The organism is Flavobacterium columnare NBRC 100251 = ATCC 23463, from assembly GCF_002530675.1.
Lineage (GTDB): Bacteria > Bacteroidota > Bacteroidia > Flavobacteriales > Flavobacteriaceae > Flavobacterium > Flavobacterium columnare.
Map to the genome: position 1 here is coordinate 1 of NZ_PCMX01000071.1, position 23,880 is coordinate 23,880.

Below are 23,880 nucleotides of genomic sequence, written 5' to 3' on the forward strand. Positions count from 1 at the left end.
GGAAATTTCAAAGTTTAAATAGTATAACAATAATTGGAGATGAAATAAAACTAAATTATATTCTAAACTTTGAAATATATGGATTTTAGGGTTCTTTTATTGAGGAATTTTTAATAAAGGAATCTGTTTTTTTTTATTTTTTTTATTTTTTTTAAAAGATGTACTAACTTTGCCTGTGAATTTATGGTGCTCGACTTTTGTGAAAAGTCAGCTTAAAAGGGAATCAGAGTGAGATTATAGATAAATTATTTGAAGATTAATGATAACGGAACCGTATTCCTGAAAATCAATATCTAAAATAAGAAATCCAATATCAAAACCTGAGCTGTACCCGCAACTGTAAGCTATTCAGCTTGTAATGATCTACAACCACTGTTTGAAATTTAAAACGGGAAGGTTAATTACAAGACGCAAGCCAGGAGACCTGCCTAAATTTATTTTATTAACAAACTTTCGGGAAAAAAAGTTTGGGTTGGGTAAATTCTGTCTTTTTTTCCGCATTTAAAGAATTAAAATGAAAAAAAACATTTTATTAGCAAGCGTTTTAACGTGTATGTATGGTAGTGCTTTTGCACAAGAGCAAGAATCAAAAAAAATAGAAGAAGTAGTTGTATCAGAGACTAAATTTCTGCAAAACAAAACAAAAACAGGTAGAACGATTGAAAAAATCACATCAAAAGATTTAGAACAAAGAAAAGGGCAAAGTGTGGCTACGGTATTAAGCCAGTTAGCTGGATTTGAAGTTGTAGGAAGTCAGAGTGGAGTAGGAAAGAATTTAGATTTGTTTGTTAGAGGAGGAAGTACAAAACAAGTATTAATTCTAATAGACGGTAATCCTGTAGTAGATGCATCAAGTATTTCAACTACGTATGATTTACGATTATTACCCGTAGAACAAGTTGAAAGTATAGAAGTACTCAAAGGAGCTTCCTCCGTATTATATGGTGCTAATGCAGCCACAGCAGTTATTAATATTACATTAAAAAAAGCAACTGACAAAGGAGTCGTAGGAACAGCCTACTTTAATATAGGAACTCAAAATTTAACAACCACCAAAAAGTATAAACCAGAAGAATACAATCAAGGTTTTTCATTGAACGGGACAAAAGGAAAAATCTCTTTTTTAACCTCTCTAAATAGCGCAGAAATAACAGGTATTAGTGAAGCAAAAGGAGATGATTTTGAAAAAGATAAGTTTTCAAGAGTTAATCTTAATCAACAATTAGGAGTAGCAATAAATAAAGAAATTAAATTGGATTTTTTTGCTAACTATGATCGCTTAAGATTTGCCTACGATACAGGGGCCTTTGTAGATAATGAAGTAAATACTTTAATAGGAGAACAGTTTAGAGGAGGCTTTTCTCCTTCAATGAAGTATAAAAAAGGAGAGTTGAAAATAAATTCTTCTTTTGGCTTTTATGAACAAAAAAGACTCTCAGGAGTTTCATTAAATAATTATACAGAATCCTTCTCTAAATCACGAAATATAAATGTTGACGTTTTTAATAAATACAATATAGGAAACTCTTTAGCTTTTATCACAGGGGTTCAATTCCAATATTTTGATATGCTTCAAGCTACCCCTTATGTTAATATTTATAATCAAGACGCTAAATACACCATGTTAGATCCTTATATTACAGCAGTATTAAACACTAAGTTTGGATTAAATGTAAATGCAGGAGCTCGTTATTTAAAACACAGCGTTTATAAAGATTATGTCATCTTTAATATTAATCCAAGTTTTAATTTTGAAAAAATCAATTTAAAATTATATGGATCAATAGGAGGAGCAGTAGTAGCACCAACATTATATCAAGTGTATTCGGAGTATGGTAATAAAGATTTAACACCACAAGAAAATACTACTATTGAAGCTGGTTTTGAAAAAAGTTTTTTTGATCAAAAAATGAAAATTTCAGCAGTTGGATTTTATAGAGAAGAAAATAATTCAATTGCTTTTAAAAAGAAGACCTCAAATACAGGATGGCAATATGAAAATATAGAAGGAATAAATAAATCAAAAGGGATTGAATCCAATATAATGATCAAACCTCTAGAAAAAATAACCTTAACGGGTAATTATACTTTTGTAGAAAATGATCAAGCTATTGCAAAAGCCGTTGCAAAACATAGAATAAATGCTAGTTTATCGGTTGAATTGACTAAATCTATTGCATGGGATGCTCAATTTCAGTTTGTAGATTTTAGAAACGTATCATACTACAATTCTTCTACTTTTAGAGCAACAGACGTATCCGTTTCGGCTTATAAATTATTTCATACGAATCTGAAAGTAAAATTATCAAACCATTTGAGTGTTTTTGGATCCGTTCAAAATTTATTAAATGAAGAATTTATAGAAACCATGGGGTATAATACAAGAGGGAGAAACTTTAAAATCGGAATGAATTTTCAGTTTTAATCAGTAGAGATTATCTGAAATATAAAAAATTAATGTGTACTCCACTTTTATAATAAAAAAATCACNNGTGATTTTTTTATTATAAAATATAAAATGAGATTGATCACTTTTCTAATCTACATACATTTCATATTTTAAATCGTCTTTAGAAAGATCAATAACTTTGTTATAAACTTTAAACGGAGGTTTCTGAATGCCAATTCTATCACCTGATTTAATTAAACTCATTGCTTTAGCTAAATAAGGTTCAGACCTATTTCCTAAAACCCCTAGGTTACTTATATCTTCCGTTAATATATTAGTCGCATCGGGAGTAATACCCGCTTCATAATCTCCAAAACCTACTTTGTTAACAATTTTTAAAACAATCAGTTGCATAGCATATCTATGAGTTGGATTCAAATTTCGTTTTGTGTAGTTTGGTGAGTCATACAGTGTAATAGATCCCACATTCTTGCCCGTAGTTGTATCGCCTATTTGAACTACTTGTATGTAAGGTTTTAAACAATTAATAACCAATTCACTAGCAGATGCAGTGTTAGCGGTTGTTAAGATATATACTTTATTCAAATTTAATGAATTAATCGGAGTACCATCTTTTAGCTGTGAGGTAAATTTATTTAATAACCTATTAGGGTCTATTGTTCTACTAATCTTAGAATTCCATTGCTCTTTAGCAAAAATTTGATCTTCAAATTGTCCCGTAATCATACTTGCTAAACGAGTAGCGGTTGCTACGGATCCTCCTGAATTATAACGTAAATCCAAGACTAAATCCGTTATTCCAGCCGCCTTTAATTTACCAAAAGCCCGATTTAATTGTGGTTCATAATACGTATAAAAACCATTATACATTAAATAACCGATTTTTTTATTTCCTTCCTCTATCACATCGGTAATATAAACAGGATTTTCAGAATACGCTTTTTTAACTAACGCCACTGTTTTTCCATTAGGTGTAATAGCACCTCCATCATAGGAAGCTAAATTTAAAGTATAATTTGTTTTAGATAACAATTCACGATAATTGCTACGAGTAAGAGGAATACCATTAACCCCATAAAAAAGATCCCCTCGTTTTAGATCTTTTGTACTAGCATCACTATTAGGCATGATGTATTTTACCCAGCCAAAAACTTCAGTTTGACTTCCATTCTTAGGACTAATCCCATACTCCATACCATTACTATCATTCGTTCCAGAAAGAATCTGTTCTAATACAGTATAATTAGAAGTTATAAAACTAAATTTATCAATATTCTTTCGATTGTATATCAAATTTTCAAATAAAGTTTCAGGCTTTGTAAAGCTGCTCAGATATGAATTCAGTTCCTCTTGTGAATTAAAACGGTGATCGCTCAGATTGGCTACATTTTCTTGATAATAATAATATTGGTTTAAACCTTTCCATACAAAATTATAAGGATCTAAACTGTTATATTGTGGTTGATCATCTAAGTCATTACAACTAAATAACAGACCAGCGGTTAGGATGATTAAAAGCCTGGTTATATTTTTTTTCATTTATAAAAGGATATGATGTAAATTTATGAGCTTAAAATTATATTAAATGCGTAAAGAAAATATAAAAAACCGAAATTTATTTTGGTTTTTAACATTTATAATTGGTTCAGTAGCGTTTGGAAGTTACTATTATTGGTTTGAAAAACAAAAGGAAGAGGTTGCCAACACCCAATTAGGAACTTGTCAAACCCCAGAAGAAGCGTATAAAGAAACACAAAAAGCCTTGCGTTTAATATCATCTCAGTTAAACTTTGGTATGAAAAATGTAAATAGATTAAAAGAGTATGATCAAACGACACTCAAAATTTTTAAAAAATAAAAAAATGAAGAAAAAGATAGTTTTAGTTTTTAGTATTTTATCATCCTACTTAAGTATGGCACAAACTCCTTTTGATAAATTTGAAGGGAATAGTAACGTATCTTCTGTTATCGTAAACGATAAAATGTTTGAATTGATGAGTAAAGTAAAAATGGAAACGAAAGAAGATCAAACCTATTTAAATTTGATAAAAAAATTAGATTATTTGAAAGTTTTTAAGACAACTCATTCTAAAACTACTTCTGATATGCGCACCATTGTAGATCAATATAGTGATCAATTAGAAGAGTTAACGCGTGTAAATGAAAACGGGAAAAGTTCTAAAATTTATGTAAAAATGATTCCAGGAGGCACCAATGTATCCGAATTATTACTGTTTATGGAAGGAAAAGAAACGGTGTTAATGTCTTTAACTGGTAATTTTTCATTAAATGAAATCTCGCTTTTAACCAAACGAATGAATTTGCCAGGAGGAGAAGAATTAAACAGAGCCGCTAAAAAATAACAAAAAAATGGTCCCAAATACAAATAGTAAGCCGTATTTGGAACCGTTTATTTTAACTAAAAAGAGTTGTTAAAATTATCTTTTGTAATACATCACAATAGAAGCTTTTTCAATTGTATTGCCATTTAAGTAATAACCTACTAATGCAGGACTAGCATTTTTATCTAGACCTAACTTATCCGTTTTTAAGGCATAAACAGTAATCGTGTATTTATGAAAACCATGTCCTTCAGGAGGGCAAGGACCCCCATAACCTGATTTGCCAAAATCAGTAATACTTTGTATTACGCCAGCAGGCATTAAGTTTTTAGTAACATCTCCCGCTCCTGTTTTTAACTCTTTAGTTGCTGCAGGAATATCAAAAGCAAGCCAATGCCACCATCCACTTCCTGTAGGTGCATTTTCATCATGTATTGTAACAGCAAAACTTTTAGTATCCTTTGGTGCATTTTCCCAAAATAATTGAGGCGACATATTTTCACCCGTACAACCAAAACCGTTAAAAACTTGTTTCATAGTTGCTTGACCTCCTAGATCATTACTTTTTAAAGTAAAAGTTTGCGCGCTTGCTGTAAAAGCAGAAATAAAAGCAAGCAAGGTTAATATCTTTTTCATTTTTATGTTATTTTATAATGCAAATTTAAGATTAAGTTTGGGAATATTATTGCGCTAAAAGTCCAAAAAGATGTTCTTTTAGTCCATTTTGAAGTTTTTAGGAGATACTCCATAATACTTTTTAAATTCGTTACTAAATGCAGATAAATTTTCATAACCCAATTCGTGGTAAAGATCAGAAGGTCTCTTGTTAAGCATTAACTCATTTCGAGCCTTTTCCATTCTTTTTGAAATAAAGTATTTTTTAGGAGAAATTTGATATATTTCAGCAAACTTTCTTTTAAAAGTAGAAACACTCATATTAGATAAGAAAGCAAGTTCATCAATAGTAAGGGGGCTGTTCTCATGCTGCTGCACAATATCCTTTATTGATTTGTTTTTATGACGGCTTAATGTATTTTGAAAAAAAGGAGCAATTTGATTAGGTTCTTTGTTAAGTAAATACAACAGAATTTCTTCTAACTTTACATGAGTAAGATGAGGGGCTTTATTAAAATCGTTTTTTAATAAAAGTAATGATTTTTCAAATAGGTTAACATACACATCTTTTCGGATATTTAATACCGTTTGATTTGAATGAGTTGCTTTTGGTAGTTCAATTTGTTTTTTTAATAAAATTTGATTTAAAAAATGATCCGAAAAGAAAAAAAGAATACTGTTATAGCCTGATTCTCCTATTAAACGTTCTGTCATTAGACTATTTCCAGATTGTAATAAAAAAAATTGATCATTTTGGATAGAAATATTATTCTGGTTGCTAATGACTTCTTTATATCCATTTAGTAAAAAACAAAGGACATTGTGGGTAAAAGTAACAGGGATGTTTTTACTAGACTGTTGTGTGTTATAAAAATAAATAGCACACTCAAAGTGATTGTCCTGAAAAAAATCAAAGGGTAAATTATGAACCAATTGCGTATTCATTAAATTAAGTTTTTAAATAAAAAACGACAATTAAAAGAGTTAATCGTCGCTTTTTTATTATTTTGATTTCTTTAAGTAATCCGTAAATTTTTTACCGTATTTAGAATTGGCTACCTCTGGAGACATTTTTTTATGTATTTCCTCTAAAAATTTAGGTTGCATATCATAAATATCTGTAAGTGCTATGTAGGGAGCAATTTCGTGATCCGCATGGGTAAGCGCAAAATTAGCAGAGTACAAATATTTTCTTTTTAATAACTGATCCTGCTTATTTTGATTGTCTAGCTCATTATAGTTTTTATTGCCTTTATTTCCGAGTATTTTAGCTTGAAGTAATTGAAGCTGTTGTTCATTAAATTTAGCAATGATATCCTTATATTCTTTGTAAAGATCATGGTTTTTAGAACCTGTAATTTTTGCATTAGCAAAAAAGAAATCAAGATCCGTATCAATAGTTATTTTTCCTGGCTCTGCAAAAAACAACAAATTATTATCCATTGAATTCGTTTGTCCTCTATCCACAAACAAATAAAGCATTTCAGGAGAATCTAATTTAATTGAACTCTCAAAATTAGAGGAACCATTTAATTCAATAGTATCTAAAGCTACTAGAGTACTGTCTTGTACTTTTTGGATGTATAGCTTTCCTTTTTTTAACCCCTTTATATTTCCTGTTACGATTACCTCATCTTTTGCAGGTGCCTTGTCTGCGCATGAAGCAAAAAACACAAAAGTAATTGCTACGATAACTTTTTTGTACATATTTATTCTAAATTTTTTGCAATGTAATAAAAAAAATCCTCAAAATTCAACTGTATTTTGAGGATTTAAATTCATAAGAAATCTCAATTATCCGTTTAGCCAAGCTTCTTTTAAAGCTTTTTTATTATCGTCAGTAGATTTGTAGCCAGTTACTTCTTCAAAAGGAAGTTTTATAACACCTTTTAAAGTAACCTCTTTTTGATCTCTTTTGATTTTAATAGAAATATTTTCATTTTCTTTCCAACTCTGACTCGCCATAATCATATCGTAAATATTGTCTAAGTTGTAATTTTTATCATTTACAGCCAAAATAGAATCGCCTCCTTTTAATCCTAAATGACTGTAAAATTCAGGAAGCTCTATTCCAGGAATAATTACGATTTCTTTAGTGGATTGATTAACGGTTATATAAGGTGTTTGTTCCTTTATAAAAACATTTCCTGGAACCTTTGTTTGTGCTTGTGTAACCCCCATTTTAGCAAAAAAAATTTCATAAGGAATAGGAGTTGGTCCGTCTACATAAGTTCGTAAGAAATCGCCTACTTCTGGATAAGTAAGAGCTATGATCTTATCAAAAAGAGCTTCATCTTTAAAAGGAGTATTAATACCGTATTCATTATTTAGCTTTTGCATTAAATCCAATACACCACGTTGACCATTGCTTTTTTCGCGGATAATAATGTCTAGACACATACCGATTAAAGCTCCTTTTTGATAGACATTAAGGTATTGATCTTTATAAGGTTTTGTTAACACATTAGCACTCATTTTAGTAAAAGGAATTGTATCGTCCATATTGGCTGATTGTCTAATTTTATCAGTCATACGATTATAAAACTCCTCTTCATTAATTAAACCTTGATTAATTTGGAACAGATTAGCAAAATATTCTGTTATTCCTTCATACATCCATAAATGTTTAGACATTTTAGGCTCATTGAAATCAAAATAATGAATTTCTTCTGAATGAACACCTAGTGGACTTACTATATGAAAGAACTCGTGAGAAACAATGTCTTTTAACTGTTCGTCCATTTGATCAGAAGGCATCATTTCAGGCATAACAACAGTAGTAGAGGTGGTATGTTCTAAAGCGCCAAAACCTTTTGCATCTTGCTTTTGTACGTCTGTAAGATAAATTAGGATCGAGTATTTTTTGGTATTATTGATAGGCCCTAAAAACTTTTTTTGAGCCTTCATCATTTTTTCCATGTTAGGAGCTAAATCAGCTGCTTTGTATTTTCCAGTGGGTGAATATACACTTATTAGAATATCCATATCTTCTACTTTAAAAGTAGCAAGGTCTGGCTTTGTATACATTATTGGATGATCTACAAGAGTAGCATAACGATTGGTTTTAAAAACATCAATGGTTTTGCTAGGATCACTATCGGTAAGAGAGGTAGCGCCGTATAAATGGTTAGGGTGAAGGACGGTTAAGGTGTAAGGAACTTCTTTTTTATCGCTAAAGTAACCAATAAAACCATGCGTGTTTAAAACAAAACAATTAGAATCTATATTCGTTCCAGCTGGCGAAAAAACATCATCACCTCCTATGCCTCCAACTTGTTCAGTATCATAAGTGTCATTTACCCAGTAAGTTATTTTACCTAATTTTTTAGCACCTGTAATACGATAAGTGTTTTCATCCAGTTTTGCTAACGGTAAATTCTCTCCTTTTGTAGTATAAGCTTTTATTTTTTCAATAAAACGCCCATAATTATCTGATGAATAAGTACCAGGAACTGTTTTAGGAATACTAAAGAGTATGACATCCTCTTTAGAGGGAGTAGGAATTACCGTTACCATGACCTTGTCATCTTGTATTGTGTTCAAATCAATTGTAACGTTTACTTCTGGGGTTTTAGAACCGTTTAAGGGGGCTGCTTTACCAGTAAAAAATAGTGATGTTAATACAGCTGATAAAAATATTTTTTTCATTAATAAATTAATAAAGATTTGAGAAATTTGCCATTAAAGATATTAGTTTGCTAATTTGTAACGCAATCTTTGTGATAAAATTAACAAAAAACTCCTGTCAAGCAGGAGTATGGATCAATCAAATTTATTTTTAAGATAATACTTACCGTCCAAATCATCATCAAAATCGTTATTTTTGATAGGTTTAGGTTTAGGTTTGGAAGCCGCCACTTTTTTCTTCCAAAGTTCAAATTGATCTTTTGATAGATGTTTACGCATTAATTCTGTTACATCACTTTCGCCAACCCCAAATTCTTCCTTAATTGCTTCAAAGGGTTTACGTTCTTCTTTTGCCATGCTGATTAGTCTTTCTAAATTTTCTCTGTCTAATTCAGCGATCTTACTTTTTCTCATTTAAATTATAAAACAAAATTGTATTAAACTTTATGCAATACTTATACCAATATTAATAAAAAGGTATGACTTTTAAAATTTCTTTATGTTTTTGGATCCTTATATTTTTGAAAAGGAATAGTTAATAAATTACTTAAATTATTGTGCTCTTTTAAAGAGGTATGAGTGTCTATACCAAAAACAATTTGGTCTTGTGGTAAATTTTGATAAGTTCTTAAAAAACGATCCCAAATACTAAAAACATTTCCATAATTGCTATCCGTATAGGGAAGTTGATAATGATGATGAATACGATGGATTTTTGGGGTAACTAATACAATTGATAGTAATGAATTGAGTTTTTTAGGGAGCTGTATGTTTGAATGGTTAAACTGAGATAATAATACAGAACAGGACTGATACATAAAAAAAAGCCAAACGGGAGCTCCAGTAATCAAAACAGCTAAAACGGTAAACAAAAACCTAAAAATACTTTCTCCTGGATGATGACGGTTAGCACTGGTTGTATCAACCCAAGTGTCCGTATGATGAATGAGATGAAAGCGCCATAAAAATTTTATTTTATGTTGTAAATAATGAGGTACATAAGCTCCTATAAAATCCATAAATAAAAGACCTATGAAGCACTGTAATCCTAGATTACTAACGTTAAACCAATGTATAATCCCAAAATGATTTTGACTGTCCCAGACGCAACTTTTAAATAAAAGGATTGCTAAAAAAAAGTTGATAATTATCGTTGTAAAAGTAAAAAATAGGTTTAGAAAAGCATGTTGTATTTTATTGTATTCAAAACGAAAACGAGGAAAACCACTTTCTAAAATCCAAAAAAAGGCAATGCCTCCAAATAAAATCAAAGACCTATGAGACGAAGGGATCGTTTCAAAATAGTTAGTAATCTCGTTAATCATAAAAATTTTAGTTCAAAACCAAATTTAAGAAACTATTTATTATGAATGAATTAAGATTTGTTTTTTTTATTCAAATAATTCGCCTCTGTGAGGTTTTAATGCGTCTCTAACCCGAAGCATGTTTTGATCATTTACCACCATCCAAGCTATAGCGTGCATTTCGTTCAGTACTGAAAAACCAGTGATTTTGATTGGGAATTGTTCTATTTCAATATATTCTCTTAAATGAATTTCATGATGTTCCGCGGTTTTAGCTGCTGCGGGACCTCTAAAATCCCAAATAAGTTTTATTTTTCTTTGCATATTCTCTTAGATTTGAAATACAAATTTACAATGATTCACTTGAAAATAAGTAGTATTTTTGCAACGTAAAAAAATGATAATGCCAAAAGAACTTCAAATTCAAGTATCGCCTGAGGTAGCTTCTAATGAAATGATGCTAAAGAATCATCTTGCAAAATTAGTACAAGTATCTGTTGCAGATATACAGTACTATGTAATTCTTAAAAGATCGATTGATGCTCGACAAAAAGCAATTAAAATAAATTTAAAAATCATTGTTTATTTTCAAGGAGAACAAATTATTCAAGATAAAATAACTTTGCCCAATTACCAAGATGTTACGAATGCTCCAGAAGTAATTGTGGTGGGAGCAGGACCTGCGGGGTTGTTTGCTGCTTTACAATTAATTGAATTAGGAATTAAACCCATTTTGTTAGAAAGAGGAAAAGATGTAAGAGGTAGAAGAAGAGATTTAAAAGCAATTAATAGAGACCATATAGTAAATGAAGATTCGAATTATTGTTTTGGAGAAGGAGGAGCAGGGACTTATTCTGATGGAAAACTGTACACACGTTCAAAAAAACGAGGAGATGTAGATCGTATTTTAAGATTATTGGTAGCATTTGGAGCTTCTTCGGAAATACTAGTAGAAGCCCATCCTCATATAGGAACCAATAAATTGCCTGAAATTATTCAAGATATTAGAGAAAAAATCAAAGAATATGGCGGACAAGTGTTATTTGAAACACGAGTAACGGATATTTTAATAAAAAATAATGAGGTAGAAGGAGTCGTTACACAATCAGGAAATGTTATAAAAGCCAAAAAAATAATACTTGCTACAGGACATTCCGCTCGTGATGTGTTTGAATTATTAGATCGAAAAAAAGTTTTAATAGAAGCCAAACCATTTGCTTTAGGAGTCCGAGCAGAACACCCACAAAGTTTAATAGATTCAATACAATATTCGTGTGATTTTAGAGGAGCGTTTCTGCCGCCAGCACCATATTCTGTTGTTAAACAGGTTAACGGACGAGGGATGTATTCTTTTTGTATGTGTCCAGGAGGAGTGATAGCTCCTTGCGCAACAAGTCCAGGAGAAGTTGTTACAAATGGTTGGTCCCCATCTAAAAGAGATCAAGTCACAGCCAATTCAGGAATTGTGGTAGAATTAAAATTAGAAGACTTTAAACCGTATGCTAAATTTGGAGCGTTGGCTGGTATGGAATTTCAAAAAGCCATTGAGCAAAAAGCATGGGAAATGGCAGGTAAAACACAAAAAGTACCCGCTCAGAGAATGGTTGATTTTTCTCAAAAAAAAGGTTCAATAGATATCCCTAAAACATCCTATGTTCCAGGAACAACAAGTGTAGAGTTAGGAACTGTGTTCCCTTCCTTTTTAACACAAATTATGCGCGAAGGATTTGTTCAATTTGGAAAATCAATGAAAGGATACTTTACGAATGAAGCCATTTTGCATGCTCCAGAAAGTAGAACCTCATCACCTGTTAGAATTCCTCGTGATAACGTTACGTTAGAACATTTGCAAATTACAGGACTGTATCCATGTGGAGAAGGAGCAGGATACGCAGGAGGAATTATTTCAGCAGCTATAGATGGCGAAAAATGCGCAATAAAAGCAGCAGAAACATTGCTGAATTAAATAGTTTGTGTAAGAGATGTAAGGAGAAGTCTAAATAAAAAGGATCGGGTAGTAATTGATAGACTTTTCGTACTTTTACTCCCGTAATATAAAACTATGATTGAAGAAAAAGTAATTTTAGTAAACGAAGTAGATCAAGTAATAGGATTAATGCCTAAACTAGAAGCACATGAAAAGGCATTGCTACATAGAGCTTTTTCTGTATTTATACTGAATGATCAAAGAGAAATAATGCTTCAGCAAAGAGCGCATCATAAATATCATTCCCCATTATTATGGACCAATACTTGTTGCAGCCATCAAAGGGAAGGAGAGTCTAATATAGAGGCAGGAAAACGTCGTTTACAAGAAGAAATGGGGTTTACAACAGAACTAAAAGAACTTTTTCATTTTATTTACAAAGCACCCTTTGATAACGGATTAACAGAGCATGAGTTAGATCATGTAATGATAGGATATTTTAATGAAGCACCCTCTATAAACACAGATGAGGTAGAAAACTGGAAATGGATGTCTATTGAAGCAGTAAAACAAGATATAAAACTTCATCCTCATCAATATACAGTTTGGTTTAAGATTATTTTTGACGAATTTTATCATTATTTAGAAGCGCATACATTATGAGAGTAACAGTGTCAAGAAAAGCTCATTTTAATGCAGCTCATCGTTTGTATAGGAAAGATTGGACAGATGAGCAAAATCAAAAAGTTTTTGGTAAATGCAACAACCCTAATTTTCATGGACACAACTATGAGTTGATAGTCAGTGTTACAGGTAGTATTAATCCAGAAACAGGTTATGTGATTGATATTAAAGATCTGGCAGATATAATTTATGAAGAAGTAGAAATTCCGTTTGACCATAAAAATTTAAATTTAGACGTTCCAGAATTCGAAAATGTAATACCTACTGCGGAAAATATTGTAGTTGTTATCTGGAATAAAATTAGAAAAAGAATAAAAAAAGAAAATGATTTAGAAGTTACCTTGTTTGAAACACCACGTAATTTCGTTACATATAAAGGATAGTATAATTATGCAAAAAGGTTTGAAAGTAGGGGATAAACTTCCTCTTTTTGGAGCAAAAGATCAGAACGGAAATGATTTTTATATTAATTCTGTTCTAGGTAAAAAAGTATTAGTCATTTATTTTTATCCGAAAGATGATACCCCCGGTTGTACCAAACAAGCTTGTTTTTTAAGAGATCAGTACGAAGAGTTTAAAACCATAGGAGCAGAGGTAATAGGGATTAGTGGCGATAGTATTGCAGCACATAAAAAATTTGCAAGCAAATACGATCTACCTTATATATTATTGTCAGATCCAGATAAAATACTACGAAACTTATTCGGAGTAAAATCAAATATGTTAGGATTGATCCCCGGAAGAGTAACTTATATAGTAGATAAAGAAGGAGTGGTTCAAATGATTTTTGAAGACATGAATGCCACAAATCATTTAGACCGTACAGTAGAAAAAGTAAAAAGTTTGATTTAATGCCGATGGAATTATATCCTTTACAGTTTGAGCCTATCTTTAAAGATAGGATTTGGGGAGGGACACGTTTAAAAACATTCCTAAATAAGTCTATTGTTTCTGAAAAAACAGGAGAAAGTTGGGAGCTTGCTGCTATTGACCAAGATGTTAGTCAAGTCAGTCAAGGCGTTTATAAAGGTGTGCTTTTGACAGAATTAATTGAAAAATACCCACTCGAAATATTAGGAAGTAAGGTATACCAGCGTTTTGGAACGCAATTTCCATTGCTCTTTAAATTTTTAGATGCCAGAGAGGATCTTTCTATTCAAGTGCATCCTAATGATGCGTTAGCAAAAGAACGACATAATTCTTTTGGTAAAACGGAAATGTGGTATGTAGTAGAAGCAGAGCCTGAAGCAAAATTAATAGTAGGATTTAAAGAAGATGCCTCAAAAGAAGCCTACTTAGAACACTTAAAAAATAAAAACCTATCCTCTATTTTAGAAGCCTATCCAGTAAAAGAAGGAGACGTGTTTTATTTAGAAACAGGTACTGTACATGCCATTGGAGCAGGTACCGTTGTAGCTGAAATACAGCAAACATCAGATATTACCTATAGAATTTACGATTTCGATCGCAAAGATGCACAAGGCAACTTACGGGAATTGCATATAGAACTAGCTTTAGATGCAATAGATTATCAAAAGAAGAAGGTAAAAGTAGACTATACGTTATCAGATAATCAAGCAGTAAACGTAGTTGATAGTCCCTATTTTACAGTAAAAGTTTTAGACCTAAAAGAAGAATATCAATACCATAATAAAGGCAATAGTTTTGTGGTATATATGTGTACTAAAGGAAATTTAAAAATAAAAGTAAATCAACAGATATACGAATTTACTAAAGGAAACACCTTTTTAATTCCTGCTGCTCTAAAAGACTTTCAGTTAATAGGAGAAGCTAAATTGTTGGAAATTGTAATTTCTTAACAGATATCGAAAGAATAATTGTAATTTTGTAAACGTAATTTAAAATACATACGAATGGCAAGTGTAAAGAATTTAAAAAAGAATATCAATTATGTAATTGGTCAAATTATTGAGGCGGTTTATTTATATGAAATGACTTCAACAGGTAAACCAACTGATGAAACTAATGCTGTTATTGAAGAGGCTTTTGTTATTTTCGATAATTTGATTGTAAAAGTGAACACGAAAAAAGTTGAAAATAAAAAAGTACACTTTAAACAAATAAATGTTGAATTGGAAAATGCTGCAAACCAATTAGTTGATAAAATTAATGCTTTGTAGTTAAAAAAAGTGTAAAAAAGTAGGGTGCAAAGCTTTGGAAAATAAAAAAACTCTCCTATATTTGCACCCGTAAATGAGTCGCCGGTGTAGCTCAGCTGGCTAGAGCAGCTGATTTGTAATCAGCAGGTCGTGGGTTCGAGTCCCTCCATCGGCTCAAAAATTATCGAAAGATAATCTTTAAATAAATTTATTGAAAGTATACTTTTGCCGGTGTAGCTCAGCTGGCTAGAGCAGCTGATTTGTAATCAGCAGGTCGTGGGTTCGAGTCCCTCCATCGGCTCAAAGTTTATCAAAAGATACTATTAAATAAAATTATTAAAAATACCTTGCCGGTGTAGCTCAGCTGGCTAGAGCAGCTGATTTGTAATCAGCAGGTCGTGGGTTCGAGTCCCTCCATCGGCTCAAAAAGAGAAACTGATTCAGTTTCTCTTTTTTATTTAAAAAAGTACACCAAAAGTATTTTACTTCGGATTCTAGCCATCCCGACTCAAGGAGGGATCCCATAAAGGGCGTAACATAACGTTTTTGATCTAGCAAAGCATATATTATATACTTTAGAGAACTAATTTAAAAATGAAAAGACTTCATTTATTTTAAAAATTGTTTTGCTCCAAAGTATTTTTTAGAAAGAAAATTTCTACAAAATAAGAAATCTCTAAAATAAACTTTTTCAATGAATTAGACTCTGTTTTGAAATAAATTATTAAATTTGCTATAAGACAGATAAAATTTTATAAACCTGTCAGACTTTATACCTATCGCTTCAGTAGTAATTTATCAAAGATGATGATCTAATGAGCCGGATGATTAGAAATCATCATTATTCTACAATTTTAGCTTTTCAAGATAGGTTATAATTATATTAATTTTTTCTAATTAATCTAATTTTTAGTATTGTTTCCCTTTTTGCAACAAGTATACTAGTTGCCTGAATTGCCATTAAGTCAAACTATAAAAAATATAAAAATTAGATAAAAGCAACCTTCGTCACGGTAATTGCTTATAAAAATACAGCCAAGCAATGCCATAGTATTAATAAAAATAAGAAAACAAATGAAACAAAGTTTTTTTTTAATTACAGCACTATTCTTGACGAGTGTCTTAGGAATAGACGCTCAGTGTGCACCTACTTTTGTTCCTGATTTAGCATTACAATCCAGTGATCCGGCCATTAAATCGGAAATTCAAAATATTTATGATAAAGCTAAAAACACAAGATTAGCTACCACCCAACCATCTACCTCAAGTTTAAATACTGCTATTAGGCTTTATAACAGTTTAAATATAGTGGTAAACGGCAATACCATTACCGGTAATCCTATAACAGATTACAATAAACTTACCTTTTTAAATACGTTTGTTGACCACCTAAAATTCAATCCTAATGATACCGCCGTAATTCAAAGAGTAAATGATTTAATCTGGTGGGTTTCAGAAAACCTTTGCAATAATACCCTATCAGTTGATACACACGGTTATGTATTTAAAAACTTTTCAAGAAAAGGCTTTTTCTGTGCAGAGTATTTAACTCCTCAAAACAAGCAAAGAATTTTGTATATTATAGAAAAAGAATTTGCCAATTGGAATGTTTTTTGGAAGCCAACCTATGATTATAATTCCCAAGCCACAGAAGGAGTTATTAATACAGATGATGTTTATAATAAATTAGATGCACTTGTGCCTTTAGTAAAATGTTTCTCAACAGATGATGAACAGTATCGTTATATGTTAACCTTAAGCCGATTTGTTACCCGATTTGCCTCTGTATACACAGATGGTACCCGAGATGGAATAAAACCAGATGGCAGTGGATATCATCATTGGAACAATTACGAAACGTATATGTACGCTTATAACACCCTTATTTATTGCCTAGATGTATTTGGAACCACCCGTTTTCAAATAAAAGCCCCAGCATATAAAGTTTTTAGAGATGCTGTTATGCACAAAATATTAATTTCTAATGATGCTGGATGGATCCCCTTATCTATGACAGGTAGAAGTGGTAATTGGGAAACAATATCTGTAGATCAAAATTCTATAAAAAATTTAGCTCTTGTGGGAGGTTCTATTTTAGGTTTACAGACAGCAGACCCTCTTTTAGCAAGCATCTATAACAAAAGATATGGCGTAGAGCCCTCTTTTAATCATAGTACAATTGCTCCTTTTCACGATGGCTTTTATCAAAACAATCACGCAAGCGCAGGTATATTTAGAACCAAGAATACAGTGATACTAAATAAAGGATTTAGCAATCAACTTTGGGGAGCAGAAACCTTTAGTAATAGTAACAGATATGGTAGATACCAAAGTTATGGAGCTATGAATATCCTATATCCAGGAACTGCTGCTGCCAACGGTTTTGATAATACAAAGTGGGATTGGAATTATAATCCAGGTGCTACTACTAAAGTTTTATCATGGCAAGATTTAATTGTACCTTGGCAAAGAGTAGATGAATATTCAAGTAAAAAACTAGCAGGTTCTTTGCAACATAATCTTAAAAAAGGCGAATATTTAAAAGATGTTTTTGGAACACTAGGTATGTTTGCTATGGATTTTCAAGAAGCAGAAAATATAGGATGGGGAGGAACACCAACAGGATCAAATACGCATGATACCTCTTTTACCTTTAAGAAATCTTCGTTTTTCTTTAATGATATGATCATTTGTTTAGGTTCTGATATAAGCAATAGCGATGTTAATACTGCAACAGTTACCACTTTATATCAAAATGCAACAACTCCTAACAATGTGATAATAAATAACAATACATATACCTCAACAGGTATAACATCTACTTATTTAGGAACAAACCCAAACTGGATTTTAGATAACTTTAATACAGGCTTTTACTTAGTTAGTGGAAATAATGATGTAAAGATTCAACGTAAGAATCAACAAACACCAGCACATAATCAAAACAATCCAGCAATTCTAAATCCCAATACAGAAGCAGCTATAGGATTTATAGATCACGGTAAAGCCCCTAATAATGCTCAATACGAATACGTAGTACTTCCTAATACGAATGCTTCAGATATGCAAAATTTAGCCAATTCATTCAAAAATACCAGCACACGACCGTATACGGTACTAAATAAAGATAGTAAATCACATATTATCAAACATACAGCATCAGGAATACATGCTTTTGCACTTTTTGAAGCAAATACAGTACTTCCTGGAAATACCAACCTAATTTCAAATGATAAACCTTGTTTAATAATGTACGGACCATTAAACTCTAATTCAGAAATGACATTGAGCTTGTCTAATCCTGATCTAGGTCTTCCAGACAAAAGAAGCTTTGATTCATTTAAAATTCAGCCTATAGAAATTACATTTGATGGAGAGTGGGAATTGCCACAACCTCATAAAGATATTCAATTAGTTTCTTCAAATTCAACGAGTACTACATTCAGGTTCTTAACCTATCAAGGATTACCTATTGAAACAACTTTTAAAAAACATATTACCTTAATAAGACCAATTATTAACTCCCCTATAACGAATCCATCAAAGACCCTTTTGGCTTATCCTAATCCAACAAATGCTATGATACGAGTTGATAATGTTCAAATGAACATGACAAATACTAAGTTGTATAATTTACAAGGACAAGATATAACCCATCTTGTAATAATTAATAGCAACACAGTAGATATGTCTAAATTATCCAGTGGATCATATCTATTAAAAATAGGAAATCAGAGCATTACAGTCTATAAAAAATAATAAAAAAGACTTTAAATCATAACAAACTAAAAAGCGTTTGTTAATTCTCTATACAATATGATTTTTAGTTAACATCCTAAAAACCCTCATTTTGAGTAATTGCAAAATGAGGGTTTAAGATTTTATCCAGAAACCCAGATTATGTGTTAGACTTTGTGATAAAGATGCAAGGGCAAAGTAGGAAAAATTTGTAAATTCACCCAAAAAGAATGTCAAGTAAATTAGCAATTTTGGATATATTTTGCTCAAATCCATAAATTATAAATACAAAATTCAACCACTACAGTCATTTAGCTTTTGTTTTATATAGACTATTCATAGTCTTTACGTCAAACCAAACCAATCAAGCCATAATTTATTTAAAACCTTCCTATGATTGGCTTTTTTCTTAGTGCCATTTCAATTTCCAAAACCGAAATTAAATTTTCCATAGCAGTATCTAATGTTAAATAATATAATGTTATATCGCCGTACTCTTTTGGGTTAAACCAGTGGAATAATTGCATACCAGCAGTTCCTTTCGCTTTATTATGCCCTAAATGGGTTACTAATCTTCCCCAAAAACCTTTTTTTACCTTGCCTACGTATAAAGTAAAATCAGACTCTTTTATATCCGTTTTATAAGCAGCGGTATTCCTATAATTTTTATTTTTAAAATCATATTTCATAGGTTCACGATAAGCTACATATTTATTGCGCAACGTTTCCTTGCTTACGCTGTTTTTATCAAATTCAAACCAATATAATACAGGTTGATTTATTTTTAGTAGTTCTTGAAAAGTAGCAGTATGTTCAGGACAGGTAGTTATATTGACTCTTTGCATATAGTCTGCGTTAAAAAAAGTTTCGTTAATTACTAAACTTTTAATACCATTCTGGTCTATTTTACAGTTAGCTAGAGTAATTGTTAACTCGTCTATAATAGTATTTAGTTCTGTGTTTGTCATACTGTTGTCCCTATATTACTTAAATCATTTTTCAAGATTTATTTTCTTAAAATGCTTTCGCGCAAATAGTAACAAACAAAATCCCAGCTTTCTTTATAAACACAAGTGAAATATTTTTCAAAATATCAACTCATTTTCAATTAAGCTAACCGTCTTGTTTTCTAAATTCACTCAACCATATCAATCAACCCAAGTTCCCTTGCAATATCCATAGTAATTTTACTCATTGGTCTTTTATGAATATCAATATCTTGAGTATAATTACCAACAATAATCCTTTTAAAAAGCTCAGGATTAAGGTTTAATTTTTGAAAACCAATTTTTAAAGATTTGATATAACTATCATTATAAACTTGGCTTTTAATTAATAATTCTTCTACTAAGTCATTTTGAGTCTTGTAAATTCCTTCAATGTGAAATACATTATTAAATTTTTCAAACTGATTTGATTTATAGTCAGGTTCTTCAAATTCAACTTCAATCGTATTTTTATCTCTGGTAACTAAATATTTTGCTTTTGAATTTGAAGCTAATTTAAATTTGTAATCTGATTTTTTGGTTTTAGAAATATCATTTGTGTATAACTCAAAATGTATTTTTTTTGCGCTTTTACTTCCATTACAAGAAGCGCAAGCTGGATAAAGATTACACAGTGTAATACTTAAAAATGGATAATCACTTTTAGAATAAAAATGATCGACTTCAAATTTTGCGTGTCTTTTATTGGCTACTATTGTCAACTGAGAATTACAATACACACACGCTTTAATTCCTATAGTATTAAAATAATTTGGATAAAAAGTACTCCTCAAACCCTTATAGTCTAAACAAGCAAGAATCTTATCTTTTAAAGCTGTTTTAACAATATACTCTTTTCCGTTTTTATCCTTTTTTATTTCAGTAGGAACATTTATAAAATCTGATTTTTCTATTTCTCCCTTAATTCTTTTTAAATCCCACAGAAGTATATTATCATTTTCATTTTCAAATTTATCTATAACAAATTCTAAGTATTCTTGATCTTTGGTTGTTTGACTTCCCTTTTTAAGCTCATTAAGTTTGTTTAAAGCATTTTTCCTTTGAATCTCTATTTCTGATTGATGTATATTTTGAATATTTCTTACTTTATCAAGAGGTATTGCTATCATAATTTTAATACAATTTATAAGTTTTGGAGTCTTTTTATTTGCTCATCAATAAAAGACTTCTTTTCATCTGGAAAAGCTTCTGTATATAACTCTATTAAACTAAATGACAAAATAGGTTCGCCAATAATATCAATTACATTTTTACAATAGTCTTTATCATATTTATCTGAAAACGGAATCTTTTTAGTTTTCTTACTTAGCGTATTTTTTTGTTTATTTAAATTTTTCTTATCAATTTCTAAATCCTTTTTTTCATTTTCATTACTACTTTTAGCAATCAAATTTTCAATTGTGTATATCTCTTTTTTGAGGCTTTCTATTTTATTTTTTATTTTCTTATCAGTCAAAAAGTCGATTACCTTATTTATTTCATTTTTAGCAAACTCCCCCATAAATCCATCTTGCAAAAAGAAATCATTTGCTAAAATATCGTGAATATTAGCACCAAATGTTAAGTTTTGATGAATAATATCACTTACTTCTGTTTTGCTATATTTATCCCTTTTTAAGAAAATAATATTCTCTTTAGGCAAATCGGAAACTATAAAAGGGGAATGCGTAGTTAAAATAAGCTGCACTCTATTTTTAGGGAAAAACTTCTCAAAAAAATCAAGCAAAAAATTTAAATACTTTTTTTGCCACTGTGGATGAAAAGTTACATCTCCCTCATCAATTAAAAACAATATGTTTTCATTTGTCTTAATATGATTATTTAAAGTTTCATACATTCTAGCAAACTGTGATAAAAAAACATATTCACCTCCGCTCAATCCATTAAAATTAAATCCAAAAATATTCAAAGGTAGAAGTTGATCTTCATCTATTTTGATACCAAAGAGTGGAGTTTTTAAGAAATCTTGAATTATTTCTGAAACATTATTCTCAGTAATTTTAAACCCAAAAATTTCATCATAAATTATTTCCTTGGATCGAAATTTTTTAATAAAATATTCTTTTATTTCTTTAATCTGATCAATTATTAAGTCAGAATTTTTAAATAGCAAAGATGTATTTTTTATATAGAGATAAAGAGCTTCAAATCGATCTAAATTAGAATTATAATTTTTTTCTAAATTATCAATTAATTTTACAATAGGAAACCTATCTTCTGGGGTAGAATTAAAATAATAATTTAATTCATAGCTTAAAAAACAATAAGTAATGTCTCTTGATAAACTCTTGAAAAAATTTTCTTCATAATCACTTGAATGTGTATATAATGTTTCAAATTTTAAAATTTTCTCGATACTTTGCTCATAAGATTCAGAATTTGGAGAAATTATTTTATCGACACTTTTCGAAAATCGCTCACCAAAATCAGTAAATTCAATAACTGGCAAACTAAAAAATCTATTCTCGTCAAAAAAGTGTTCTTTAGCTATTTTTAAAAAATTAGACATTCTTAAGGATTCTCGATATTTATGTGCTAACAATTCACTTTCATTAACAACCATATATCTATCATTACTTTTATGAGATTCATAGTCACTTACAATCATAGATTCTGTAGCTATATTTATAAAATTAGGTTCTCCATTTTCATATTTAGCATAATCATTTTCTATACCGTCAACATTATGGATGTTATCCATATTGATAAAAGAAGCGTATTTAATAATATAATTATCCTTAAAATACGTTTCCATTAAATTGCTTCTAATAATTTTAAAAGCTTCTTCTCTCGACAAATTCCCTTTAATCTCTCCACTAGAAAAATTAGAAATATCTTCTGGATAGATAAAATCAATTGTTTTGCCAAATAGTTCTTTTGGCACCTCTACAAATTTAAGTTTGTCTCGGATAATGATTTTGTCAGATGTAACTAAAAACCCTTTAAAATTATTTCTCCTACCTAAAAAGAAATCTAATATTGCTTCCAGTAAATTTGTTTTTCCACTACCATTTTCACCAATTACAGCTTTTACATCAATAATATTACTGGGAAATAAGGAAAAATATTTTTCGTTCTCTAAATGTGTTAAAGTAACATTTAAAGTATCATCATCTTCTTGGCTGTTAACGATTGTCTCAAAAGTAACTTTGCTTGATAAGTTAAATCCTTGATGTTCTATATTCTTATATTTTCTTACCCACAAGTATAGAAGTTCCATAGATTAGTTTTTAGTTGTTTATGAGTCTTTTTTATTTACTCAAACCTAGTGATTTTTTATAAAGTATAGTAATGAATGAATCTTCAATTTTATCTAGATTTGTATTTCATGTACATACACCCCAAATTAAGATAGCGATTACCTTTTTTAGAAAACCAACCCTACGATAAGGACATGAACAAAACGGACAAAACGAACGGACACCTGTGTCCGTACTTGTGTCCGTACCCTAACGTCTGGTGGCACCCGCTAAAAATACCCCAATAATAAAAAAAGCGGGTATGTTACAGTTCCTACACTACCCCATTAATTAAACAATACCGCTGGGAATCCACCGCCACTCTTTTTGGCTGGACCACGAGTCTTTTTTACTGGACGACGAGTCTTTTTTGCTGGACGGCGAGCCTTTTTGGCTGGACGCCGAGTCTTTTTTACTGGACGGTGAGTCTTTTTGGCTGGACGGCGAGCCTTTTTTACTGGACGACGAGTCTTTTTTACTGGACGACGAGCCTTTTTTACTGGACGACGAGTCTTTTTTGCTGGACGGCGAGCCTTTTTGGCTGGACGCCGAGTCTTTTTTACTGGACGGTGAGTCTTTTTGGCTGGACGGCGAGCCTTTTTTACTGGACGCCGAGTCTTTTTTACTGGACGACGAGCCTTTTTTACTCAATTAAAATAAAAAAAGATTTATATTGGCAAGTTTTTGCTGATAAAAATGATTCCCAAATGCTGCACGTCTTGAAAAAATAGTGCGTAAAAAAAGAGACTGTCCAAAAAATGCACCATCCTGTCATGGCTACTAAAGCGAGAATTTACCAGCTATTAATAGCAGGTCTCCTTCTTAGCTCAGAGTGACAAACGACAGATGGATTACTTTTCAGACAGC

Annotated in this window: 22 protein-coding genes, 3 tRNA genes and 1 riboswitch; of the genes, 14 read left to right on the forward strand and 11 right to left on the reverse strand. The window is 30.9% G+C overall.

The genetic code is table 11. The annotated features are described in order from the left end of the window. Positions 1–166 precede the first annotated feature (166 nt). A riboswitch (cobalamin riboswitch) is annotated at positions 167–446 on the forward strand. Between the two features lie 68 nt (positions 447–514). Then, positions 515–2,425: a TonB-dependent receptor plug domain-containing protein gene (locus tag B0A78_RS10140; RefSeq protein ID WP_081278996.1), complete on the forward strand. Its 1,911-nt coding sequence runs from the start codon at positions 515–517 to the stop codon at positions 2,423–2,425. 111 nt (positions 2,426–2,536) lie between these two features. Here B0A78_RS10140 and B0A78_RS10145 read toward each other — a convergent pair whose 3' ends face one another. Further along, on the reverse strand, positions 2,537–3,949 hold the full coding sequence (locus B0A78_RS10145; RefSeq protein ID WP_065213176.1) for a S41 family peptidase: 1,413 nt from the start codon (positions 3,947–3,949) through the stop codon (positions 2,537–2,539). A gap of 46 nt (positions 3,950–3,995) precedes the next feature. Between B0A78_RS10145 and B0A78_RS10150 the strand changes: the two genes are divergently transcribed. Together B0A78_RS10150 and B0A78_RS10155 are read left to right on the forward strand one after the other, a co-directional pair. Then, positions 3,996–4,268: a hypothetical protein gene (locus B0A78_RS10150; protein WP_014165113.1), complete on the forward strand. Its 273-nt coding sequence runs from the start codon at positions 3,996–3,998 to the stop codon at positions 4,266–4,268. 4 nt (positions 4,269–4,272) lie between these two features. After that, complete coding sequence (locus B0A78_RS10155; protein ID WP_041253374.1) at positions 4,273–4,773, forward strand: DUF4252 domain-containing protein; 501 nt, start codon at positions 4,273–4,275, stop codon at positions 4,771–4,773. A 75-nt stretch (positions 4,774–4,848) separates the two neighbouring features. Here B0A78_RS10155 and B0A78_RS10160 read toward each other — a convergent pair whose 3' ends face one another. The 7 genes from B0A78_RS10160 to B0A78_RS10190 all read right to left on the reverse strand — a co-directional run bounded on the left by B0A78_RS10160 (position 4,849) and on the right by B0A78_RS10190 (position 10,622). Continuing rightward, positions 4,849–5,388 carry a YbhB/YbcL family Raf kinase inhibitor-like protein gene (locus B0A78_RS10160; protein WP_014165111.1) on the reverse strand — a complete coding sequence of 180 codons (540 nt, stop codon included), beginning with the start codon at positions 5,386–5,388 and terminating at the stop codon, positions 4,849–4,851. Between the two features lie 78 nt (positions 5,389–5,466). Further along, positions 5,467–6,312, reverse strand: coding sequence for a helix-turn-helix domain-containing protein (locus B0A78_RS10165; protein WP_014165110.1), 846 nt, complete (start codon positions 6,310–6,312; stop codon positions 5,467–5,469). A gap of 57 nt (positions 6,313–6,369) precedes the next feature. Next, positions 6,370–7,074: a DUF4369 domain-containing protein gene (locus B0A78_RS10170; protein ID WP_014165109.1), complete on the reverse strand. Its 705-nt coding sequence runs from the start codon at positions 7,072–7,074 to the stop codon at positions 6,370–6,372. 87 nt (positions 7,075–7,161) lie between these two features. After that, positions 7,162–9,015, reverse strand: coding sequence for a M61 family metallopeptidase (locus tag B0A78_RS10175; RefSeq protein ID WP_014165108.1), 1,854 nt, complete (start codon positions 9,013–9,015; stop codon positions 7,162–7,164). Between the two features lie 114 nt (positions 9,016–9,129). Beyond that, complete coding sequence (locus tag B0A78_RS10180) at positions 9,130–9,408, reverse strand: TIGR03643 family protein (RefSeq protein WP_014165107.1); 279 nt, start codon at positions 9,406–9,408, stop codon at positions 9,130–9,132. 83 nt (positions 9,409–9,491) lie between these two features. After that, entirely contained in the window at positions 9,492–10,319 is an 828-nt protein-coding gene (locus tag B0A78_RS10185) for a sterol desaturase family protein (protein ID WP_014165106.1), read from the reverse strand. Between the two features lie 66 nt (positions 10,320–10,385). Then, positions 10,386–10,622 carry a hypothetical protein gene (locus B0A78_RS10190; RefSeq protein ID WP_014165105.1) on the reverse strand — a complete coding sequence of 79 codons (237 nt, stop codon included), beginning with the start codon at positions 10,620–10,622 and terminating at the stop codon, positions 10,386–10,388. A 79-nt stretch (positions 10,623–10,701) separates the two neighbouring features. Between B0A78_RS10190 and B0A78_RS10195 the strand changes: the two genes are divergently transcribed. The 10 genes from B0A78_RS10195 (at position 10,702) to B0A78_RS10240 (ending at position 18,788) form a co-directional block, all read left to right on the forward strand. After that, positions 10,702–12,264, forward strand: a complete 1,563-nt coding sequence (locus tag B0A78_RS10195; protein ID WP_014165104.1) for an NAD(P)/FAD-dependent oxidoreductase — start codon at positions 10,702–10,704, stop codon at positions 12,262–12,264. Positions 12,265–12,360: 96 nt separating this feature from the next. Beyond that, entirely contained in the window at positions 12,361–12,888 is a 528-nt protein-coding gene (gene idi, locus B0A78_RS10200) for an isopentenyl-diphosphate Delta-isomerase (RefSeq protein WP_014165103.1), read from the forward strand. After that, positions 12,885–13,292 carry a 6-pyruvoyl trahydropterin synthase family protein gene (locus tag B0A78_RS10205; protein WP_014165102.1) on the forward strand — a complete coding sequence of 136 codons (408 nt, stop codon included), beginning with the start codon at positions 12,885–12,887 and terminating at the stop codon, positions 13,290–13,292. The genes idi and B0A78_RS10205 overlap by 4 nt, the downstream gene beginning before the upstream one ends. Before the next feature lie 7 nt (positions 13,293–13,299). Then, positions 13,300–13,761, forward strand: a complete 462-nt coding sequence (locus tag B0A78_RS10210; protein WP_014165101.1) for a peroxiredoxin — start codon at positions 13,300–13,302, stop codon at positions 13,759–13,761. After that, positions 13,761–14,729, forward strand: coding sequence for a type I phosphomannose isomerase catalytic subunit (locus B0A78_RS10215; protein ID WP_014165100.1), 969 nt, complete (start codon positions 13,761–13,763; stop codon positions 14,727–14,729). Before B0A78_RS10210 ends, B0A78_RS10215 begins: the two co-directional genes overlap by 1 nt. Before the next feature lie 54 nt (positions 14,730–14,783). Continuing rightward, positions 14,784–15,050 (forward strand): hypothetical protein, encoded by a 267-nt coding sequence (locus B0A78_RS10220; RefSeq protein WP_014165099.1) that lies wholly within the window; start codon positions 14,784–14,786, stop codon positions 15,048–15,050. Positions 15,051–15,130: 80 nt separating this feature from the next. Continuing rightward, positions 15,131–15,204: transfer RNA gene (locus tag B0A78_RS10225), tRNA-Thr, on the forward strand. A 52-nt stretch (positions 15,205–15,256) separates the two neighbouring features. After that, positions 15,257–15,330 (forward strand) — tRNA-Thr (locus B0A78_RS10230). A 48-nt stretch (positions 15,331–15,378) separates the two neighbouring features. Continuing rightward, a tRNA-Thr gene (locus tag B0A78_RS10235) sits at positions 15,379–15,452 on the forward strand. Positions 15,453–16,103: 651 nt separating this feature from the next. Further along, positions 16,104–18,788: a polysaccharide lyase family 8 super-sandwich domain-containing protein gene (locus B0A78_RS10240; RefSeq protein ID WP_123907285.1), complete on the forward strand. Its 2,685-nt coding sequence runs from the start codon at positions 16,104–16,106 to the stop codon at positions 18,786–18,788. Positions 18,789–19,147: 359 nt separating this feature from the next. On the opposite strand, the gene B0A78_RS10245 is transcribed toward B0A78_RS10240, so the two are convergent. The 3 genes from B0A78_RS10245 to B0A78_RS10255 form a co-directional block, all read right to left on the reverse strand. Then, positions 19,148–19,735, reverse strand: a complete 588-nt coding sequence (locus B0A78_RS10245; protein WP_065213178.1) for a hypothetical protein — start codon at positions 19,733–19,735, stop codon at positions 19,148–19,150. A 167-nt stretch (positions 19,736–19,902) separates the two neighbouring features. After that, positions 19,903–20,883: a hypothetical protein gene (locus B0A78_RS10250; RefSeq protein ID WP_097609652.1), complete on the reverse strand. Its 981-nt coding sequence runs from the start codon at positions 20,881–20,883 to the stop codon at positions 19,903–19,905. Between the two features lie 14 nt (positions 20,884–20,897). Next, complete coding sequence (locus B0A78_RS10255) at positions 20,898–22,979, reverse strand: AAA family ATPase (protein WP_169859139.1); 2,082 nt, start codon at positions 22,977–22,979, stop codon at positions 20,898–20,900. 404 nt (positions 22,980–23,383) lie between these two features. On the opposite strand from B0A78_RS10255, the gene B0A78_RS10260 reads away from it, so the two are divergent. Beyond that, on the forward strand, positions 23,384–23,668 hold the full coding sequence (locus B0A78_RS10260; protein WP_211282052.1) for a hypothetical protein: 285 nt from the start codon (positions 23,384–23,386) through the stop codon (positions 23,666–23,668). Positions 23,669–23,880 lie beyond the last annotated feature (212 nt).